The organism is Paenibacillus typhae (assembly GCF_900099765.1).
Classification (GTDB): domain Bacteria; phylum Bacillota; class Bacilli; order Paenibacillales; family Paenibacillaceae; genus Paenibacillus_AQ; species Paenibacillus_AQ typhae.
Map to the genome: position 1 here is coordinate 1 of NZ_FNDX01000016.1, position 20,032 is coordinate 20,032.

Consider the following 20,032-nt stretch of genomic DNA (forward strand, 5'->3'; position numbering starts at 1 on the left):
AAACCCGTAAAGAGACGTTCTATAAGTCCAGAAGACGAAGTGAATCGTCTGTGGGAAGGGAGTCCGAGGGGCTCATAGTACCAAGGAACCTAAGGACAACATAACCTTAGGGAGGGAAGGAGCCCTGCTTTGTTCATGTTTCACCAAGAGGTACGAGTCCGTGAATGCCCAAAGCGGCTAACGACACGCAAGAAAACACTCAAGAACTCGACAGGGGAAACTAGGTCATGGGCCAAGGCCAGAATGCTGCATGCCCATGAATGACGAACATCGGAAAGCCGTATGAGGGAAAACCTCACGTACGGTTTGATGAGGAGGGGCTGAATTTATTCAGCCCTTTACTCTAGCAGGCTTTTAACTGTGGTAAGTAACATAGCGTAAGCGAAAAAGCGCCTAAAGACCAGCGCATAAACCAGCTATCCTTAGCCATCCTAAGACGATGAACAACTTCGAAAAGTGTGAAAGCGAAAGGAGAAATGGATCATGCCAGACAGTCAACAATCCAAGAAAACTTTGCCTCCGCAGGTGCAGGACCAGCAGCCGGGAATCGAGAGTGAAATGAATCCGCTGCCGGAGTTTGAAACCTCTGAATACAAAGCCGCAGGCAAGCTGCTCGGGAAGGCAGCGCTTATTACAGGCGGAGACAGCGGTATCGGCCGCGCGGTGGCTGTACATTTTGCCAAAGAGGGAGCCGACGTTGTTATTTCCTATCTGAATGAACACGATGATGCTGAAGAAACGAAACGCCAGGTGGAGCAGGAAGGCCGCAAATGTATATTGGTTGCCGGAGATATCGGTGTGGAGGCCTTCTGCCAGGATCTGATTAACAAGACGGTGGAGGGGCTCGGCAAGCTGGATATTCTGATTAACAATGCTGCGGAGCAGCATCCGCAGGATAATATTGAGGACATTACTTCCGAACAGCTGGAGCGGACGTTCCGCACGAATATATTCTCGATGTTCTATCTGACCAAGGCAGCCATGCCGCATTTGAAAAAAGGGTCAACGATCATTAACACCACTTCGATCACAGCCTACCGGGGCAGCCCGCAGCTGCTGGATTACTCGTCCACTAAAGGAGCGATTCTCAGCTTCACCCGCTCGCTGTCGATGAATCTGGCGGAAAAAGGCATCCGGGTTAATGCGGTGGCGCCAGGACCGATCTGGACGCCGCTCATTCCGTCAACCTTTGATGCGAAAAAGGTCAGTGAGTTCGGCGCTACGCAGCCGATGAAACGTCCGGGGCAGCCCGAGGAGCTTGCGCCGGCCTATGTATATCTGGCTTCCAGTGACTCTTCCTATGTCAGCGGTCAGGTCATTCACGTAAACGGCGGCGAGATTATTAACGGCTGACATTTTTACACTGGATTTTTCATGCAAAATAGTGTTATTATATACGACGTTAGCAACAGCATATGAACTGTCACTAGGGGTGCCGCAAGGCTGAGACGAACTTTGGTTCGGACCCTTTGAACCTGATCTGGTTTATACCAGCGTAGGAAAGTGGATGAACGTTGTATTGCAGCGCAAATGGTCCGGAAACCCGGCTGTTTTTCTGTATACTATTTTTAACCGCCTCCTTGCTGGGGGCGGTTTTTTTGCGTGTTTTCTGTTGCAGATGAAAACGGAAGGAAGGGGAGGTGGCCGAAAGTGGCCGAAATACATCTGCTCTCGGACGGAAAACTTGATGCGGATCAGTTCGCTGTCCTTGCAGCCGCTGTTCATCCGCTGCTTGATTATATTCATTTGCGTGAAAAAAGGCTATCCGCGCGTGAGCTGCTTCATATGGCTTTACTCCTGCTGGATGCGGGTGTACCTGCCGACAAGCTGATCATTAATGACCGGCTGGATGTTGCAATGGCTGCCGGAGCTGCAGGGGTGCAGCTTGCCTGGAACAGCCTTCCGGTTTCTGCCGCCCGGCTGGCGGCGGGCGCATCCATGCGGCTTGGAGCATCGGTGCACTCCCTTGCAGAGATTAAGGAAGCAGGCTGCCAGGGTGCAGACTTTTGCCTGTTTGGGCATGTGTTTCCTTCAGTCTGCAAACCCGGCCGGAAGGAGCGCGGTTTGACTCTGCTGCAGGAGGCAGTGCTAACCGGCAGTGTTCCGATCATAGCACTCGGGGGCATCACGCCGGACAATACACCGCAGGTGCTGCAGACGGGCGCAGGGGGGATAGCGGTGATGTCCGGCATATGCAGTGCAGATGATCCGCTCTCTGCTGCGCAAGCCTACAGGAACGCAGTGAGAGGGGCTGCTGCAAAAGGAGGTGACAAAGCATGAATCTGATCGTCAACGGCAAGGCAGAAATATACCAGGAGGACTGCCGGACCGTGGCGGATTTGCTTAATCTGCCTGCATGGAACAGGAGACTGGTTATTGTGGAGCTGAACGGCGAAATAGTTGCCAGGGAGGATTATACTACGGCTCTGCTGGGCGATGGAGACCGGATTGAGGTAGTGCATTTTGTGGGTGGAGGCTGAAATAAGCGTTATAAACGCAGCCGGATTCCGGAGTCTCCGCAAAGCACCTGATTAAGCTTTATGGTAAGGCATCATTTTCCGGGGGATTTCACCAGGTTTACAACTATAAATGCAGGGGGCGTATGAGATGTCAGATCCATTAATAATCGGAGGCAGATCCTTAACGAGCAGACTGTTTATCGGAACCGGTAAATACAGCCGCAATACCCTTATTCCGGAGGTAGTGGAGGCTTCGGGTTCACAGGTCATTACAGTGGCCCTCCGCCGCGTAGACCCGGGCAGCAATGATAATATCATCAGCCATATCCCAAGCAGTATGACTCTGCTTCCCAATACCTCCGGCGCACGCACTGCAGAAGAGGCTGTCCGGATTGCCAGATTGGCTAATGCTTCGGGTATGGGCAACTGGGTCAAAATCGAAGTGATCAATGATCAGAAATACCTGCTGCCCGATAATGCGGAAACGATCCGTGCCACAGAAATTCTGGCCTCCGAAGGCTTTGTGGTGCTCCCTTATATGAGCCCTGATCTGTCCGCGGCCCTTCGCATGAAAGAAGCGGGAGCTGCAGCTGTCATGCCGCTCGGATCGCCTATAGGCACTAACCGCGGGCTAAGAACCCGGGAGCTGCTGCGTATTCTGATTGCGGAGGTTGATCTTCCGGTCATTGTAGATGCCGGAATCGGTCGGCCGTCTGAAGCGGCGGAAGCGATGGAGCTGGGCGCTGCCGCTGTGCTGCTGAATACAGCCATCGCTACGGCACACAATCCGCTGCTGATGGCCTCGGCATTCCGTGATGCCGTAGCTGCAGGCCGCAAGGCTTACCTTGCGGGACTAGGGCCCGTAGAGGAGACAGCATCGGCGTCATCGCCATTGACGGGTTTTCTCGGCTGACAGTGACAAAGGACCTGTGAAAAGGAGGAGTAACATGGGTTTTTATGAGACCGTGCAACGTCTCGGACAGCAGACGGATACCGAAAGATGGAGGCAGTATACAAAAGAGGATGTAAAGCGTACCCTCCGCAAAGAGCATCTGGATGAGCGTGATCTGCAGATTCTGCTGTCTCCTGCAGCAGCAGATTGTCTGGAAGAGATGGCCCGGTGCGCCCGAAGGCTGACCCGGTCGCATTTCGGGCATGTTATGCAGCTCTTTACACCGATGTATCTTGCCGATTTCTGCATCAATCATTGCACGTACTGCAGCTTCAGCTCCATTTACGATTTCCCGAGGAAAAAGCTCAGTCCGGAGGAGGTAAGACAGGAAGCCAAGGCGATAGCGGCTACAGGAATCCGGCACATTCTGATTCTGACGGGTGAATCCCGCAAAGAGAGCCCTGTCTCTTATGTTAAGGAATGCGTGAACATACTCAGGGAGTTTTTCTCTTCTGTGAGCATTGAAGTGAATCCGTTGTCTGAAGACGAATACAAGGAGCTTAAGGCAGCCGGTGTAGACGGGCTAACCCTGTATCAGGAAGTCTATCATGAGGAGACATACCGCAAGCTGCATATCAAGGGGCCTAAGAAAATCTACCGCAACCGGCTGGACGCACCTGAGCGCGGCTGCCAGGCAGGCTTCAGGACGGTAAATATCGGGGCCCTGCTAGGGATGAATGACTGGCGGCAGGAGGCTTTCTTTACAGCGATGCATGCGAGATACCTGCAGGACAAGTACCCGGAATGTGAAATCGGCGTGTCAGCTCCTCGTTTTCGCCCTTTTCTGGGAGAATACAATCCGGAGCATATCGTCACCGACCGGGCTCTGGTGCAGATCATTCTGGCTTACCGCCTCTTTCTGCCCCGGGCGGGTATTACATTATCGACACGCGAACCATCTGCTTTAAGAGACCGCCTTATCCATCTGGGAGTAACCAAAATGTCCGCCGGGGTATCCACAGAAGTTGGAGGACATACCCTGCAGGGCGGTACACCGCAGTTTGAAATCTCTGACGGGCGGAGTGTACAGGAAATCAGCGGGATGCTTAGAGCAAACAGCCTGCAGCCGGTATTTAAGGACTGGGATATTCTTGAGACTGTCTAAAAGGAGCAAGAAAAGTATAAAAGAGAACGTATTAAAGAGAACGTATAAAAGGCCGCTTAGCCTGAAGCAGCATAATGCTGCCGACGGATAAGCGGCTTTACGCTATTTTCAGGATCAGTTTGTCCCTGATAGCTCGTCCAGCGACATTTCAAAGCCCGGGGCCATATGCTCAAGGAAATAACCGATCTCCGGGAGGGAAAGTGCATGCAGCTTGGCAAGCGTCTGCTCTCTGGCAGCGGCGAATTCGCGGTTGCCGGCGGCGGTTTCCAGGACGCATTTCAGATAGGCGTCGAGTACATCCGCCGCCTTCACGTACTGGAGCAGGCCGGCGTCTTCGGAGCCGGCAGGGCTGTCCTGCGGCTGCAGGAGCGGGGCATATACATCGCCGAGCTCCGGCGGGATCATGGCCGCAAGGCGCTCGGCAGCGGCCCGCTCCATGTCGCGGAAGCTGGACAGGAGCCGCGGGTTGTTGTGTTTGACCGGCGTGGCGATATCGCCGGTGAACACCTCGGTGGCGTCATGGAACAGCGCCATCGCCGCTGCCCGGTCTGCATTCAGCGACCGGGTAAAGCAGGCGTTGCCGATCGAGCACAGCAGATGGGCCAGCAGGCCGACCTGGAAGGAATGCTGTGCCACGCTTTCGGAAGCGGTGCTGCGCATCAGGCTCCAGCGGCGGATATACTGCAGGCGGTATAAATAGGCAGGAAAATGGTAGTTCAATTTTAAAGTAACCCCTTTCATGCACGGCTGAGTGTGATATGATAATAACTAATTGTAGCAGAATTCATACAACCTGGGACTGATGAGAGGAGCCGGAATGAAGATGCGGAATTTTGAAGAAAGCATTTATAATCTGATCGTAGAAACCTCCACAAACTTGCCTGGTGATGTACGCAGGGCTGTAGCCAAGGGACGGGCGCTGGAAGACCGTGCCACACGTTCGGGTCTTGCCTTAACGACGATCGCACAGAATATCGGAATGGCCGAGCTTCAGGTGTCGCCGATCTGCCAGGATACGGGGATGCCGACCTTTATCATTCATACACCTGTCGGTGTTAATCAGATTGAGATGAAGAGGGACATTCACAGTGCGGTTATCCGGGCTACGAAGAACGGGAAGCTGCGGCCCAATTCAGTTGATTCGCTGACCGGTGAGAACAGCGGCGATAATCTGGGGGCAGGCACACCGGTTATACATTTTGAACAATGGGAAGAAGAAAATATAGACGTAAGGCTGATCCTCAAGGGCGGCGGCTGCGAGAACAAAAACATCCAGTACAGCCTCCCGGCCGAGCTTGAAGGGCTGGGCAAGGCGGGACGTGATCTGGACGGCATCCGCAAATGCATTCTGCATGCCGTATATCAGGCACAGGGCCAGGGCTGCAGCGCCGGCTTTATCGGCGTCGGCATCGGCGGTGACCGGACAACCGGCTATGAGCTGGCCAAAAAACAGCTGTTCCGCAAGGTCGAGGATGTGAATCCGGTGGAAGAGCTGGCCAAGCTGGAGGATTACATTATGGAGAATGCCAACAAGCTGGGCATTGGCACGATGGGCTTCGGCGGGGAAGTCACCCTGCTCGGCTGCAAGGTTGGCGTGATGAACCGGCTGCCGGCCAGCTTCTTCGTGTCGGTAGCCTATAACTGCTGGGCATTCCGCCGTCAGGGCATTCTGGTGGAGCCTGCAACGGGCAATATCAAGGACTGGCTCTATGAGAGCGGCACGGGCATTTCCGTAGAGGAAGCAGATGTGCCGGCTCCAGTGGCTGCAGCTGCCAATCATCCTGCAGCTGCTGAAGCAGGGGTTGTTCCCGGGGATTCGGTCATTCCGGCCGCTCCCGCTATTGCAGCTGCTGATGCTGCGGCTCCGGCCGGAGCTGATTCTGCGGCATCCGGGGGCTCGCGGGAGGTCCGGCTGACTACACCGATCAGCGAGGAGGATATCCGCAGCCTGCGGGTCGGCGATGTTGTGATTCTCTCCGGGGAAATGCATACCGGCCGTGATGCGCTGCATAAATACCTGATGGATCATGATACACCGGTCGATCTGAACGGTGCGGTTATCTATCACTGCGGTCCGGTTATGCTGAAGGACGACGAAGGCTGGCACGTCAAGGCCGCAGGCCCGACAACCAGTATCCGGGAGGAGCCTTATCAGGGTGACATCATCAAGAAATTCGGCATCCGCGCTGTAATCGGCAAAGGCGGAATGGGACCCAGAACGCTCAAGGCACTGCAGGAGCATGGCGGGGTATACCTGAATGCGATTGGCGGAGCGGCACAGTATTATGCGGAGTGCATCAAAAAGGTCAACGCGGTTGACTTCATGGAATTCGGAATTCCTGAGGCAATGTGGCATCTTCAGGTGGAGGGCTTTGCCGCTATTGTGACGATGGATTCACACGGCAACAGCCTGCATGCTGATGTGGAAAAGGACTCGGCAGCCAAGCTCGCCCAGTTCAAGGAACCTGTGTTCAAATAAATCGCCTGTATTGAATTCAATAAAGATGTTAAAAGAAGCCTTCTTTCAAATTCCCGAAAGAAGGCTTTTTGACATTAATTTTGCTTGACAGCGCATACATGGACATGGTAATTTTTACTTGGGAAACCGGTTTCCTTGAATGCACCTCAGATTTGCAAGTGATGTTATGCAGGTTCACAGGCAGCAGATTTCTTATGTGTCTAATAAGGAGAGGGAGATGAGGAATGAAACGCAAAGGGTGGCTAGTTCCGGTTCTGATCACGTCTATTGTTCTGTCCGTTATGATGAATTTGTTTGTGGCGGCACCAACCAAGGTTGAGGCTGCCAGTATCGGAACCATCACTGAGAATGACACGATCTATCAGATTATGGTCGACCGTTTTTATGACGGGGACAGCTCCAACAATGCCACCGGTGCCGCAATCCGCTATGGTGAGAACTCTGAGGAGGATTTCCGCTACATGAAGGGCGGAGACTGGCAGGGGGTTATCAACAAGCTCCCTTACATCGCCAATATGGGCTATACGGCAATCTGGATCTCCCCGGTAGCCGAGCCTCAGATGACGAACCGTGACAATAACGGCACAGGCAAGAACACTGCTTATCACGGCTACAATGTAAAAGACCCGAATGCGGCCAACCCGTACTTTGGAACCAAGGAGAAATTGAAGGAGCTCGTTGATTCCGCACATGCACTCGGTATTAAGGTTATTATCGACGTGGTGCCGAATCATATCGGCGACTATATGCTCGGAACCCAGGCCTATTATGATATTCCGGGTCTGCAGCCTGCTGCACCGTTCAATAATCCGGCCTGGTACCATCACAACGGGGACATTAACTGGTCACTGGCCGACGGCCGTTATGACCAATGGGCTCAGGATTATCTTGAGAATCATGATCTGGGCGGCCTGGATGATATTGATTTTGATGTACCTGCCGCCAAACAGGCCATTTTCAGCTCCATTAAGGCCTGGTTTGACTATACAGGCGCAGACGGCGCACGCGTGGATGCTGCCAAGCTGATGAAGCCGACCGACATCGGCGAGCTGCAGAACCTGCTGGGGGTTAATACCTTTGGTGAGAATTTTGACGGCAACGCCGAGTTTGTCTCCCGCTGGGTCGGAGCGAACAAAGAGTGGGGTATGCTGGACTTCCCGCTGTTCTTCTCGGTGCTGAACAGCTTTGCTTACGGGCAGTCTTTTGACGCAAATGTTAAGAGTACACTGGCTCAGGATTCCTATTACAACGGAAATGCGAATCATATGGTCACCTTTATCGACAATCATGACCGGAACCGTTTCCTGACGGAAGCCGGGGGCAGCGTTGAGAAGCTGCAGAATGCCCTGTCCTTCATCTTTACGGTCCGCGGGACTCCGGTAGTGTTCCAGGGAACTGAACAGAACAAGGGTAACGGCAACGGCCAGATCATGACCGGGGGCATCGCCGATACCTGGAACCGCTGGTCCATGGTGAAGCGGGATGCGAACGGCAATGTGCTCGAAAATTATTTTAACGAAAATACCAGCACCTACAAGCATGTAGCCAAGCTGAACGAAATCCGCAAAAACAATCCGGCCCTGCGCACAGGAACCCAGCGTGAAATGTGGTCTGCGCAAAACCTCTATGCCTTCTCCCGGCGGATTGACAGCGGCACAAATGTCGGACAGGAAGTCATTTCGGTGTTCAGCAATGCTTCCAGCGGGACGCAGACGGTAACCATTCCGCTGCGCAGCGAAAGCACACTGACTGCAGGGACTGTCCTCATCAATCAGCTCAATACTAACGATACAGTGACCGTGCAGGCAGGCGGTGTTACAGGCAAGCAAATTACGGTATCCGTTAATGCCAACTCGGCAAAAATCTACGCCAAGACACAGCCTGTTTCCGATACAGTGGCACCAACAGTTCCAGCAAACGTTACAGCAACCGTACAGAATGCTTCCAGTGCAACAATCAGCTGGACGGCGTCCACAGATAATGTGGGAGTAACCGGCTATGAAATTTACCGTAACGGAGTCAAGGTGGGCACCTCTGCAACCACTTCCTATACGGACAGCGGACTTGCAGGGCAGACCAGTTACAGCTACACGGTAAAAGCCTTTGATGCAGCGGGGAATCTGTCCGCTCTCAGTGCGGCTGCTTTAATCACCACCCCGGCCGGCAACAGTGTGACGATCTACTACAAGCAGGGATATACCACACCATATATCCATTACCGGCCGGCGGGAGGAACCTGGACTACCGCACCGGGTGTAGCCATTCCGGCATCGGAAGTATCCGGATATAACAAAATTACAATTAATATCGGCTCCGCCACCCAGCTTGAAGCCTGCTTCAATAATGGCAGCGGCACCTGGGACAGCAACGGCGGCAGCAATTACCTGTTTGGTACCGGCACCTGGACCTATACACCGACCGGAAACATTCAGGCAGGTGGACCTGCAGGTCCTACAGCCACACCAACGGTAGCACCTACTGCCACACCAACACCAACCGTGGCACCGACCGCGACTCCAACGCCAACGGTAGCACCAACCGCTACACCAACCGTGGCGCCTACTGCCACTCCGACAGCCACGCCAGTGCCAACTGCAACTCCAGGTGGCAATTCAGTAACCATATATTATAAAAATACTGCGTTTACGAACTCTTATATTCATTACAGTGTAGACGGTTCAGGGGTATGGACCACCTCACCGGGACAGCAGCTGCAGGCTTCGTCATACTCCGGATACAAGTCAGCTACGATTCAGCTTGGCACAGCCGCAGGTCTGACGGCAGCGTTCAACAATGGCAGCGGTACCTGGGATAATAACGGCGGCAGCAATTACCGCCTGACTGCCGGCACTTGGAGTCTGGTAAACGGCAGCCTGACAAGCGGCGTGCCTCAGGCTGACAGCGTAACCTTCAGAGTTACTGTGCCAAGCACCACGCCGTCATCCGGGCCAGTGTATCTCAGTGGCACGTTCAACAGCTGGAATGCGGCCGACCCTGCTTACCAGCTGACCAAAGGCAGTGACGGAGTATATTCCATCACCCTCAGCCTGCCTGCGGGAACAGCAGTACAGTATAAAGTGACGCGCGGCAGCTGGGCAACGGTAGAAACAAGCTCAAGCGGCGCCGAGATTGCCAATCGTACACTCACACCAGCCGGCGGAGCGCAGACGGTAAACCTGACCGTGCAGCGCTGGAAGGATCAATAACATTACAGAATCTCACAACAGCGCTGCTCCGGATGGGGCGGCGCTGTATGTTTTTAGCAATCCGACCGTTCGGTAGTGGCTTAGTTCATTTATTCACCAAGCATTTGGTTAAGCATAAGCCGGTGAATATCCGGCATGAATAAATTCATTCTCCGACAGACTGAGGAAAGACAGAAAGAGGGGGTATCTGGAATTCAGACCCCCTCTTTCTTGGTATTTTGCGAAATGGATGATTTTAGCGTGCAGGACCTGCTGTAGACTCGCGCACAATCAGCTCAGGCTCGAGCAGCAGACGCCGGGAGGCCGTACAGTTTTCCCGGATATGATCCATCAGCCACTGGCCGGAGGTGACACCCAGCTTGAAGGTATCAATATTCAATGAGGTAAGCGGCGGTGTGGTATAGCGGGATAAGGGGTATTCATCAAAAGCAGCGATGCCCAGCTGACCGGGGACTTCGATCCCCAGCTCGCGGGCCGCTTTTAATACACCGAACGCTGTATAATTAGTCATACATACGACGGAATCAGGACGGTCTTCACGCACCAGCAGACGGAGGGCAGAGCGGTAGCCTTCGTGCTCATCGGCCTGGCTGTTCACGATCCAATCCTGGCGGACAAGTCTGCCGGACTGCTTGAGCGCCTGCAGGTAGCCGCTCAGCCGGCGGCTGAAGATGCGCTCATTCCGCTGTCCGCCGATGAAAGCGGGGCTGCAGTAGCCCTGCTCCAGCAGATGGCGGGTCAGCATTCTTCCGCCTGCTTCATTGTCGAAATCTACCCAGCTCGCTGCAGGCTCCATCTCACCAATGGAAACATAAGGAAAGTTGAGCCGGTCCAGCTCTTTGGCCAGCTCCTCCGTCAGTACCGAATTATTGGCAATGATTCCGTCAACCCGCTGGTTCAGCACCAGCCTGTTCAGGAAATGATCCTCCGCATCATGATGCTGGATATTGCAGAGAGTCAGTTCGTATCCAAGGGGACCCATTACACTTTCGATTCCGCCGATAATATTATAGAAGAACTGGTTCAGAAATTCGCTCTCTTTGGACATGTCGACCAGCAGCCCTACAGTCTGGCTGCTCTGCCTGGCTAAACCGGTTGCGATGCTGCTTGGTATGTAATTCATCTGCTTCATAATCTCGCGGACCCGCTGCTTGGTCTCGTTTGAAATTTTGGGAGAGTCGTTCAACACCTTGGAAACGGTGGACTTTGCCACATTTGCTGCCCTTGCGACATCCGAAATGGTTACTTTCATCGGGATCCCTCACAAAAAAATAGAGTAAAAGGTATTATTTAATAGTTTATCATTTTGCGGCGTCTTATTCGACTGTCAACATTGATTCCAGCGGCCTGCGGCCTGCTGCAGATTTTACGCTGCGTTGATAATTGGCGGAGGAACTGGTATTTTCACGAAAATGGGGTTAGGATGTTCTCAAAGACCCAAAGACATATGATAAGAAAGAGGACAGTCTGCTATGAAACCGTTTCGCATCCGTCTCACCTTCATCCTGATGGCCCTGGTCGGAATTTCCATGATCGGGGCAGGCCTTACGATGGCCAAGCTGTTCAAGGATTCTCATATCTCTGCGCTGGAGGAAAACATGTCCCGGGAAATAAAGCTGCTCTCCGGAACCTTTCAGTTTATGGATATGAACAGCCCTCAGGCAATCAGCTACTATACAGAGCATGCTGAACATATTGCACGTCTGACAGACTCCCGTATCACCTTTATTACAAAGGAAGGGAAGGTAATCGGCGATTCTGAACGGAATCCGCTGGAAATGGACAATCATTCGAACCGTGAAGAAGAAGTGCTCGCGGCAAAGGAAGGGATCGGCCGGGCTATCCGCTACAGCGATACGCTGGACCGCGAGATGCTCTATGTTGCCGGTGCCGTAACCTCAGATGACGGTTTTGACGGCTATATCCGGCTGTCGATGGGCCTGGACGCAGTGAGCGAAGGGCTGAGCAGAGCGTGGATTATTATGGCTGCGGGGCTGGTGCTGCTGTTTGTGGCGGCCACCTTTGTGAGCTATAAAGTGGCATCCAGCATGACCTCGCCGCTCGAGCAGATTACAAGGGTTGCCCGCCGGATTACCGATCTGGATTATGATGCGAGGGTGCCGATTCAGCGCAAGGATGAGGTCGGCCAGCTGGCCAAAGCGATCAATGCGATGGCGGATAGCCTGCAGGCGCAGCTCAAGACCATCCGGGACAATGAGGATCTGCTGCAGAGCGTGCTGGACAATATGACCGGAGGAATTGTCATGGTTAACGCCGAAGGGGAGTTTGCGCTGATTAACCGTGCAGCAGAACGCATGCTGGATGTGAAGAACAGTGAGCTGGCCGGTCATTCCTATAAAGAGCTGAAGCATCATTATGAGCTGAGCCGGCTGATTGAAGAAGGCGTGCTCTCGAGTGAGCCGATTCATGAAGAACGCAGCATTTATACTCCGGCAGAGCGGATTGTCCGGCTGGACGGTGTGCCGATGACCCAGGACAGCTCCCACAGGGGCATGCTGTTCCTGCTGCAGGAAGTGACCGAAATCCGCCGGCTGGAGAAAATGCGCAGCGAATTTGTCGCGAACGTCTCGCATGAGCTGAAGACCCCGGTCGCAGCAGTCAAAGGCTTTGCCGAAACCCTGCTTGGCGGCGGTGTAAACGATGAGAAGACGGCACGCTCCTTCCTGCAGATCATATATGATGAGAATGAGCGGCTGAACCGGCTGATTGGAGATATCCTGGAGCTGTCCAAAATTGAATCCAAGCGGGTACAGCTGGACTGTTCGCCGGTATATCTGAGCGAATTCTTTGATTCTGTTCTGGAGACGCTCAGCAAGGTAGCCGAGAAGAAAAAAATCTCACTCAACGCCGTTGTGCCGGATGAACTCTTCATGGAAGGGGATGAGGACAAGCTCCGGCAGATCTTCATGAATCTGTTGTCCAATGCGATTAATTACACCCATGACGGCGGGAATGTCAAAATTACGGTCGCCAACGGACATAAGCCGGATGGTACGGAAACGGTTATTTTTACGGTCAGTGACACCGGCATGGGGATTCCCCGCAAAGACCTTCCGCGGATCTTCGAACGGTTCTACCGGGTGGATAAAGCCCGGTCCAGAAGCTCCGGCGGCACGGGACTGGGCCTGTCCATCGTGAAGCATCTGGTAGAGCTCCACCGGGGAACGATTACGGTAGAGAGCGATCTCGGAATCGGAAGCTCGTTCATACTGGAGCTGCCGCTGCTGCAGGAGCATGATAAATAACAGGCAGTCTTCAAGATTCCGGCTGCTGGGCAGCGCAATGGATTTGCAAGCGGCAGCAGCGGGCGATAATATTGAACTGTAAAGTCATCTGCGAAATTTGTAGTTATTTTACACCGGGTTAACATTCCGGTGATATGATGGGTTTGCTGCTTTTATGTAAATTTTAAAAACATGTGAATACGGGGGAAACTATGGCACAACGATTGCTGGTCATTGAAGACGAACCGACGCTGGCCCGGCTGCTGTCCTATAATCTGACGCAGGAAGGCTATGAGGTGACAGTGGAGGATCATGGAACGGCAGGATACGACCGTGCGACTAGAGAACCTTTTGATCTGATCGTACTGGATCTGATGCTGCCCGGTATGAACGGGATTGATATCCTCGACAAGCTTCGCGGTCAGGGCATCCGTACGCCTGTTATTGTGCTGACAGCCAAAAATGCCGAAGAGGATGTAGTCCGCGGCCTGAAATCCGGCGCTGATGACTACATTACGAAGCCGTTCGGCGTATCGGAGCTGCTCGCCAGAGTCAGCGCTGTACTCCGCCGGATTTCCGGGGTAACGGAGGAGATTCAGGCGGAAACGCCGGCCTCCGCATCGACTATCATTTTGGGACAGCTCGAAATTTATCCGGAGCGGTATGAGGTTTCACTGGGCGGACACAGCATTAACCTGCGGCCGAAGGAGTTTGAGGTGCTGCTGTATCTGGCACGTAAGCCGGGAGTCGTGCTGACCCGCGATGACCTGATGAACGCCGTCTGGGGGTTTGATTATATCGGCGGGCAGCGTACGGTGGATGTCCATGTCAGCTCATTGCGCAAGAAGCTGGAGCTCGATCCGGAATCCGTCCATATTGATTCAATCCGCGGCGTAGGCTACAAGCTGGTCGTCAACAAAAAAAGAGCACCGGTCATATAATATGACGGTGTTCTTTTCAATTTTGAAAAACCTACATAAAAATTGAAAGATAAATAAACAATATCATTACAATTTTGTGAGATGAATCATAACAGGTCTCCGTGATTTTACACTGCGTTAACATTTCTCTTCAACTCTATTTACACTAAAAGCTTATCATTGGGTACGAAGATGATGAGAAGGAGACTGCCAAAACACATGAAATCCATCATTGACATAGAGAAGCTTGATCTCTACTATGAGTCATTTCACGCATTGAAGAACGTGGATCTGCAGATTCCGGAGAAACAGGTGACCGCTTTTATCGGTCCATCCGGCTGTGGTAAATCCACCCTCCTGCGCACCCTAAACCGTATGAACGACATGATTCCCGGAACACGCATTGAAGGTAAAGTGAACATCGGCGGCAAAAATATTTACAGCGACGAAGTGGAAGTGGAAAGCCTGCGCAAGCAGGTCGGCATGGTGTTCCAGCAGCCCAATCCGTTTCCGAAGTCGATCTATGACAATGTGGCTTACGGCCCGCGTCTGCACGGCACCCGCTCCAAGCAGGAGCTTGATGAGATTGTGGAGCAGAGTCTGCGCCAGTCCGCCCTCTGGGAGGAAGTCAAAGATTTCCTGAAAAAGTCTGCACTCAGCTTGTCCGGCGGACAGCAGCAGCGTCTGTGCATTGCCAGAGCACTTGCCGTCCAGCCAGATATCCTGCTCATGGATGAGGCAACCTCAGCCCTTGACCCTGTCTCCACCCTCAAGATTGAGGAGCTGGTGCAGGAACTCCGCAGCAAATACACGATTGTAATGGTTACACACAACATGCACCAGGCTGCACGTGTTTCAGGACGGACCGTATTTTTCCTGAATGGTGTAATTGTGGAAGCTGCGGATACAGAGATGCTGTTCTCGAATCCGAAGGACTCCCGCACAGAAGACTACATCTCCGGACGTTTCGGCTAATATCCTTACGGGGACCCGTTCCTGGATTTTCAGGCTGACCATATGTTTTTGAGGAGGAACTCTTTTATTATGATTCGCAGAAAAGAATTCGATAAAGATCTGGAAGAACTGCGCAGCCTGCTGCAGCAAATGGGCGAACACGTAAATGATGCACTGGAAGGTGCGATTGTTGCCTTGCAGACGCTTGACATTGTACGCGCACAGGAAATTGTAAAGGCGGATTTGCGCCTTAATGCGATGGAAGACCGGATTATGGAAATCGGTTCCCGTCTGATTATTACCCAGCAGCCTGTAGCCAAGGACCTGCGCCGCATTATTGTTGCCTTCAAAATCTCCAGTGACCTTGAGCGTATGGGCGATCTGGCACTGGATGTGGCAAAGGTAACGATGCGCATTCAGGGGCAGACCCTGATTAAGCCGCTGGTTGACATTCCGCGCATGGCTGAGATTGTATCGGTGATGATCACCGAAGCGATTCAATCCTACCTGGATGAAAATACCGATTTGGCTTACAAAATGGCCCAGGATGATGATCAGGTTGACGGACTGTACAGCGCAACCATCAATGAGCTGTATGCTTATATGGTTGAGAAGCCGGAATCGCTGAACCAGGCGATGCTGCTGACCCTGGTCGGCCGTTACATCGAGCGGATTGCTGACCATGCGACCAACATCGGTGAGAGCGTAGTGTATCTCGTAACCGGCAAACGTCCGGATTTGAATCAGTAGAATGAAGCAATACCCAAACAGCAACCCCCTCTGGCGGGTTGCTGTTTTTTTAATAGGAATATAAGATATTATCCGTTTCAAGCAGGTGAAGATTGGCAATCCTGCATTTCATGCGGGAATATGCCTTACTGCAGCGCGAATCGTGCGCTTTGGTTCATTTTGGTGCAGGGCATATGGTAAGATGTAAGAAGTAAGCAAGAAAAAGGCGAGGTGCTACAGTGGACAAGTTGATACTTATAGACGGAAACAATATTATTTACCGCGCGTTTTTTGCGATGCCGCCGCTGACGAATACAGCCGGGCAGCAGACGAACGCCGTATACGGCTTTACAACCATGCTGCTGCGTTTAATTGAAGAACACAAACCAAGCCATCTGATCGTGGCGTTTGATGCAGGCAAAATTACGTTCCGGCACGAAGGATATGAGGATTATAAAGGCGGACGGCAAAAGACGCCCCCTGAGCTGTCCGAGCAATTTCCGCTGCTGAAGGACCTGCTGCGCGACCTTGGTGTGCCGCAGTTCGAAATCAGCGGTTATGAGGCTGATGATATTATCGGAAGTATTTCACGCGAGGCTGACGCTGCCGGACGTGAAGTGATGATCGTATCCGGGGATAAGGATATGCTGCAGCTGGCCTCGGAGCATACAACCATTGCGCTCGTCCGTAAAGGCGTGACTGAGGTTGAACTGTACGGGCCGCAGCAGATCCGCGAGAAATACGATCTGACCCCTGAACAGATTATTGACCTGAAGGGTCTGATGGGCGACGCGAGCGACAATATCCCGGGTGTACCCGGCGTGGGCGAGAAAACTGCGCTTAAGCTGCTGCACCAGTTCGGTTCAGTAGAAGGCGTGCTGGCCGGAACCGGCGAGCTTAAAGGCAAGATGAAAGAGAAGCTGGAGGAGCATGCGGACAGTGCAGTCATGAGCAAGAAGCTGGCGACGATCTACCGTGAGGTTCCGCTGGAGCATGCCTGGGAGGATATGTCCTTCGCGGGGATTAACCGGGATACGGCCGGGCCTGCACTGGCGAAGCTGGAGTTCAAATCCCTGCTGGAGCGTCTGTCGCTGAGCGCCTATTCCGGCGCAGCCGGTGAAGATACAGCGGTGGAGGCTGCAGAAGCAGCGGAGCTGGATATTACGATCGTGGGAGAAGACGGGCTTGAAGCGTTGATTGCCGCGTTACCGGGAATTTCTGCCCTGCATGTGGAGACGAACGGGGAGAATCCGCACCGCTCGGAGGTGATCGGCATCGGCCTGTCTTCGCCGGAGCAGCATTATTACGTGCCGTTTGCCCTGCTGCAGAATCCGGCAGCTTCACCGCTGCGGGACTGGCTGGGCGACAGCAATGCGCCTAAGAGCGGCTATGACCTGCACCGTGCTGACCTTGCGCTGCACTGGCAGGGGATTGCTTTTGCCGGAGCGGCCAACGATGTGCAGCTTGCCGCCTATCTGCTGGACCCGACGGAAGCGAACCAGAACCTGAATGATCTTACCTCCAAGTACGGTCTGCCCCGTCTGTCACCGGATGAGGATGTGTTTGGCAAGGGAGCCAAATACAAAATCCCCGAGCTGGAAATCCTGGGTAACCACGTAGCCCGCAAGAGCGCAACGGTGCTCGGGATTGTGGAGAAGCAGCAGCAGGAACTGCAGGAGACAGCAATGACCGGATTGTTCGTGGATCTGGAAATGCCGCTGTCACGGATTCTGGCTGATATGGAGAAGCAGGGCATTGCCGTCAACAAAGAGGAGCTTAAAGAGCTGGGCAAAGAATTCGAGGCGCAAATTGCATCGCTTGTCTCGGAAATTTATGAAATTTGCGGCACCGAATTTAACCTCAACTCGCCTAAGCAGCTGGGTGAAATTTTGTTTGTGAAGCTGGGGCTGCCTGTCGTGAAGAAGACCAAAACAGGCTACTCCACAGATGCAGAAGTACTGGAGAAGCTGGCTCCTTATCATGATGTGGTGCGCCTGATTCTGCAGTACCGCACCATTGCCAAGCTCCGATCCACCTATGTGGAAGGACTGCTCAAGGAAATTTCGGAACAGACCGGAAAGGTGCATACCTTCTACCGGCAGACGATTGCCGCTACTGGACGGCTCAGCAGCCAGTTCCCGAACCTGCAGAATATTCCGATCCGGCTGGAGGAAGGCCGCAAGCTGCGGAAGATTTTTGTCCCGTCTGAACCGGGCTGGTCGATCCTCGCGGCAGACTATTCGCAGATTGAGCTGCGGGTGCTGGCCCACATATCCGGCGATGAGCGGATGAAGGAAGCTTTTCTGGAGGATATGGATATTCACACCAAAACTGCAATGGATGTATTCGGCGTAACGGCTGGTCAGGTAGACAGCAATATGCGGCGTTCCGCCAAGGCGGTTAACTTCGGGATTGTCTACGGCATCAGCGATTACGGCCTGTCGCAGAATCTAAACATTCCGCGCAAGGAAGCGGCTCAGTTCATTGAGCAGTATTTCGAGGTCTTCCAGGGAGTGCGCAAGTATATGGATGATATTGTGCAGGATGCCCGTAAGCAGGGCTATGTGACCACACTGCTGGAGCGCCGCCGCTATCTGCCGGAGATTAATGCCAAAAACTTTAATCTGCGCTCTTTTGCCGAACGTACGGCCATGAATACACCGATCCAGGGAACGGCTGCAGATATCATCAAGCTGGCTATGGTGCATATGGACAAGGCGCTGTTTGAACGCGGACTGAAGAGCCGTATGCTGCTGCAGGTGCACGATGAACTTGTGTTCGAGGTGCCGGAGGATGAGCTGGAGCTGATGAAGCAGCTGGTGCCGGAGGTTATGGCCGGAGCGCTCAAGCTGTCTGTACCGCTCAAGGCAGAGGTAAGTTATGGAAGTAACTGGTACGAGGCGAAATAGGCTCCCCGCTGCTTGCCTAGATCCGTTATAATGGAGTAGAGGTGAGTCATTATGCCGGAATTACCGGAAGTCGAAACAGTCAGAAGAACCCTTAACGATTTAATTACAGGCAAGCAGATAGAGCACGTCACCGTCCGGCTGCCGCGGATTATCCAGCGTCCGGACGATACCCAGGCCTTTGCCAACATGCTGGCGGGCCATAGCATTGTTACAGTTGAGCGGAGAGGCAAGTTCCTGCGGTTTTTGCTGGACGGACTCGTGATGGTCTCCCATCTGCGGATGGAGGGCCGTTACGGGCTGTACCGGCAGGATGAGCCGCTGGACAAGCATACCCATGTTATTTTCCATTTCACCGACGGCACCGAGCTGCGGTACACGGACGTACGCCAGTTTGGGACCATGCATCTGTTTGATCCCGGTGAGGATCTGCTGCTGAAGCCGCTGAACAAGCTGGGTCAGGAGCCGCTGGATGTTTCTTTTACGCCGGAGCGGTTTAAGGAAATTGTCGGAGGACGGAATACCAAAATCAAGCCGCTGCTGCTTAATCAGGAATACATTGTCGGCATCGGCAATATTTATGTAGATGAGGCGCTGCACCGTGCGGGGATTCACCCGGAGGAGACGGCGAAGTTACTTTCGGACGAGCAGCTGAACCGGCTGCATAGTGCGATTGTGTCGACGCTGACGGACGCGGTGAACGCCGGAGGCTCTTCGGTCAAATCATATGTCAACGGCCAGGGTGAGAGCGGCAGCTACCAGCAGCAGCATCTTATCTACGGCCGCAAGGATCAGCCCTGCAGAACCTGCGGCACCCTGATCGAGAAAAGCGTCGTAGGCGGCCGGGGCACGCATATCTGCCCGAATTGCCAGCCTTTAACCGTTGTTATAAGCCAAAGTTAGAGATGAGATTTATCTGTTTCGTTGTTTAAATGCACCAGAGCTGTCCAGCCTGACTCAAAAGCCCAGGAACCGACTGCCGGTCCCGCCCATATACTGTGTGAAGAACGCTGAAACAAGCAAACGGAGCCGGAGGGTTCATCCTCCAAGGCTTCCGTTTCTTCACGGGAGGGATTG

15 protein-coding genes and 1 riboswitch are annotated in these 20,032 nt (G+C 53.3%); of the genes, 13 read left to right on the top strand and 2 right to left on the bottom strand.

Annotated features, from left to right (window positions below; translation table 11 throughout):
• Window positions 1–483: 483 nt before the first annotated feature.
• From BLR64_RS14740 to thiH, 5 genes are all read left to right on the top strand, one after another.
• The gene (locus BLR64_RS14740; protein ID WP_090715240.1) at window positions 484–1,353 is read left to right on the top strand and encodes an SDR family oxidoreductase; all 870 of its coding nucleotides are present in this window, start codon (window positions 484–486) and stop codon (window positions 1,351–1,353) included.
• Window positions 1,354–1,418: 65 nt separating this feature from the next.
• A riboswitch (TPP riboswitch) is annotated at window positions 1,419–1,519 on the top strand.
• A gap of 131 nt (window positions 1,520–1,650) precedes the next feature.
• On the top strand, window positions 1,651–2,280 hold the full coding sequence (locus tag BLR64_RS14745) for a thiamine phosphate synthase (RefSeq protein ID WP_167360687.1): 630 nt from the start codon (window positions 1,651–1,653) through the stop codon (window positions 2,278–2,280).
• Window positions 2,277–2,480 carry a sulfur carrier protein ThiS gene (thiS, locus tag BLR64_RS14750; RefSeq protein WP_090715244.1) on the top strand — a complete coding sequence of 68 codons (204 nt, stop codon included), beginning with the start codon at window positions 2,277–2,279 and terminating at the stop codon, window positions 2,478–2,480. Before BLR64_RS14745 ends, thiS begins: the two co-directional genes overlap by 4 nt.
• Before the next feature lie 127 nt (window positions 2,481–2,607).
• A complete protein-coding gene (locus BLR64_RS14755) occupies window positions 2,608–3,372 on the top strand; it encodes a thiazole synthase (RefSeq protein ID WP_090715247.1) in 765 nt (254 codons plus the stop codon).
• Window positions 3,373–3,406: 34 nt separating this feature from the next.
• Window positions 3,407–4,516 carry a 2-iminoacetate synthase ThiH gene (gene thiH / locus BLR64_RS14760; RefSeq protein ID WP_090715249.1) on the top strand — a complete coding sequence of 370 codons (1,110 nt, stop codon included), beginning with the start codon at window positions 3,407–3,409 and terminating at the stop codon, window positions 4,514–4,516.
• A gap of 114 nt (window positions 4,517–4,630) precedes the next feature.
• Here thiH and yfbR read toward each other — a convergent pair whose 3' ends face one another.
• Window positions 4,631–5,236: a 5'-deoxynucleotidase gene (gene yfbR, locus BLR64_RS14765; RefSeq protein ID WP_090715251.1), complete on the bottom strand. Its 606-nt coding sequence runs from the start codon at window positions 5,234–5,236 to the stop codon at window positions 4,631–4,633.
• 103 nt (window positions 5,237–5,339) lie between these two features.
• Here yfbR and BLR64_RS14770 point away from each other — a divergent pair, with 103 nt between their 5' ends.
• Both BLR64_RS14770 and BLR64_RS14775 read left to right on the top strand, forming a co-directional pair.
• Entirely contained in the window at window positions 5,340–6,995 is a 1,656-nt protein-coding gene (locus BLR64_RS14770) for a fumarate hydratase (protein WP_090715370.1), read from the top strand.
• Window positions 6,996–7,219: 224 nt separating this feature from the next.
• Window positions 7,220–10,201, top strand: a complete 2,982-nt coding sequence (locus BLR64_RS14775) for an alpha-amylase family glycosyl hydrolase (protein ID WP_090715253.1) — start codon at window positions 7,220–7,222, stop codon at window positions 10,199–10,201.
• 235 nt (window positions 10,202–10,436) lie between these two features.
• On the opposite strand, the gene BLR64_RS14780 is transcribed toward BLR64_RS14775, so the two are convergent.
• Window positions 10,437–11,453, bottom strand: a complete 1,017-nt coding sequence (locus BLR64_RS14780) for a LacI family DNA-binding transcriptional regulator (protein WP_090715255.1) — start codon at window positions 11,451–11,453, stop codon at window positions 10,437–10,439.
• Between the two features lie 220 nt (window positions 11,454–11,673).
• Here BLR64_RS14780 and pnpS point away from each other — a divergent pair, with 220 nt between their 5' ends.
• From pnpS to mutM, 6 genes are all read left to right on the top strand, one after another.
• Complete coding sequence (gene pnpS, locus BLR64_RS14785; RefSeq protein WP_090715256.1) at window positions 11,674–13,467, top strand: two-component system histidine kinase PnpS; 1,794 nt, start codon at window positions 11,674–11,676, stop codon at window positions 13,465–13,467.
• Window positions 13,468–13,658: 191 nt separating this feature from the next.
• Window positions 13,659–14,387 carry a response regulator transcription factor gene (locus BLR64_RS14790; protein WP_090715258.1) on the top strand — a complete coding sequence of 243 codons (729 nt, stop codon included), beginning with the start codon at window positions 13,659–13,661 and terminating at the stop codon, window positions 14,385–14,387.
• A gap of 198 nt (window positions 14,388–14,585) precedes the next feature.
• Window positions 14,586–15,341: a phosphate ABC transporter ATP-binding protein PstB gene (gene pstB / locus BLR64_RS14795; RefSeq protein WP_039871790.1), complete on the top strand. Its 756-nt coding sequence runs from the start codon at window positions 14,586–14,588 to the stop codon at window positions 15,339–15,341.
• A gap of 69 nt (window positions 15,342–15,410) precedes the next feature.
• Complete coding sequence (gene phoU / locus BLR64_RS14800; protein ID WP_090715259.1) at window positions 15,411–16,070, top strand: phosphate signaling complex protein PhoU; 660 nt, start codon at window positions 15,411–15,413, stop codon at window positions 16,068–16,070.
• 218 nt (window positions 16,071–16,288) lie between these two features.
• The gene (gene polA / locus BLR64_RS14805; RefSeq protein WP_090715260.1) at window positions 16,289–18,958 is read left to right on the top strand and encodes a DNA polymerase I; all 2,670 of its coding nucleotides are present in this window, start codon (window positions 16,289–16,291) and stop codon (window positions 18,956–18,958) included.
• Between the two features lie 51 nt (window positions 18,959–19,009).
• Window positions 19,010–19,858 (top strand): DNA-formamidopyrimidine glycosylase, encoded by an 849-nt coding sequence (mutM, locus tag BLR64_RS14810; protein ID WP_090715262.1) that lies wholly within the window; start codon window positions 19,010–19,012, stop codon window positions 19,856–19,858.
• Window positions 19,859–20,032: the final 174 nt, after the last annotated feature.

Excerpts from the sequence above, each read along its gene's own strand:
- BLR64_RS14740 (WP_090715240.1), top strand. The coding sequence starts at position 484 with ATGCCAGACAGTCAACAATCCAAGAAAACTTTGCCTCCGCAGGTGCAG.
- thiS (WP_090715244.1), top strand. The coding sequence starts at position 2,277 with ATGAATCTGATCGTCAACGGCAAGGCAGAAATATACCAGGAGGACTGC.
- BLR64_RS14755 (WP_090715247.1), top strand. The coding sequence starts at position 2,608 with ATGTCAGATCCATTAATAATCGGAGGCAGATCCTTAACGAGCAGACTG.
- thiH (WP_090715249.1), top strand. The coding sequence starts at position 3,407 with ATGGGTTTTTATGAGACCGTGCAACGTCTCGGACAGCAGACGGATACC.
- BLR64_RS14770 (WP_090715370.1), top strand. The coding sequence starts at position 5,340 with ATGCGGAATTTTGAAGAAAGCATTTATAATCTGATCGTAGAAACCTCC.
- BLR64_RS14775 (WP_090715253.1), top strand. The coding sequence starts at position 7,220 with ATGAAACGCAAAGGGTGGCTAGTTCCGGTTCTGATCACGTCTATTGTT.
- BLR64_RS14780 (WP_090715255.1), bottom strand. The coding sequence starts at position 11,453 with ATGAAAGTAACCATTTCGGATGTCGCAAGGGCAGCAAATGTGGCAAAG.
- pnpS (WP_090715256.1), top strand. The coding sequence starts at position 11,674 with ATGAAACCGTTTCGCATCCGTCTCACCTTCATCCTGATGGCCCTGGTC.
- BLR64_RS14790 (WP_090715258.1), top strand. The coding sequence starts at position 13,659 with ATGGCACAACGATTGCTGGTCATTGAAGACGAACCGACGCTGGCCCGG.
- pstB (WP_039871790.1), top strand. The coding sequence starts at position 14,586 with ATGAAATCCATCATTGACATAGAGAAGCTTGATCTCTACTATGAGTCA.
- phoU (WP_090715259.1), top strand. The coding sequence starts at position 15,411 with ATGATTCGCAGAAAAGAATTCGATAAAGATCTGGAAGAACTGCGCAGC.
- mutM (WP_090715262.1), top strand. The coding sequence starts at position 19,010 with ATGCCGGAATTACCGGAAGTCGAAACAGTCAGAAGAACCCTTAACGAT.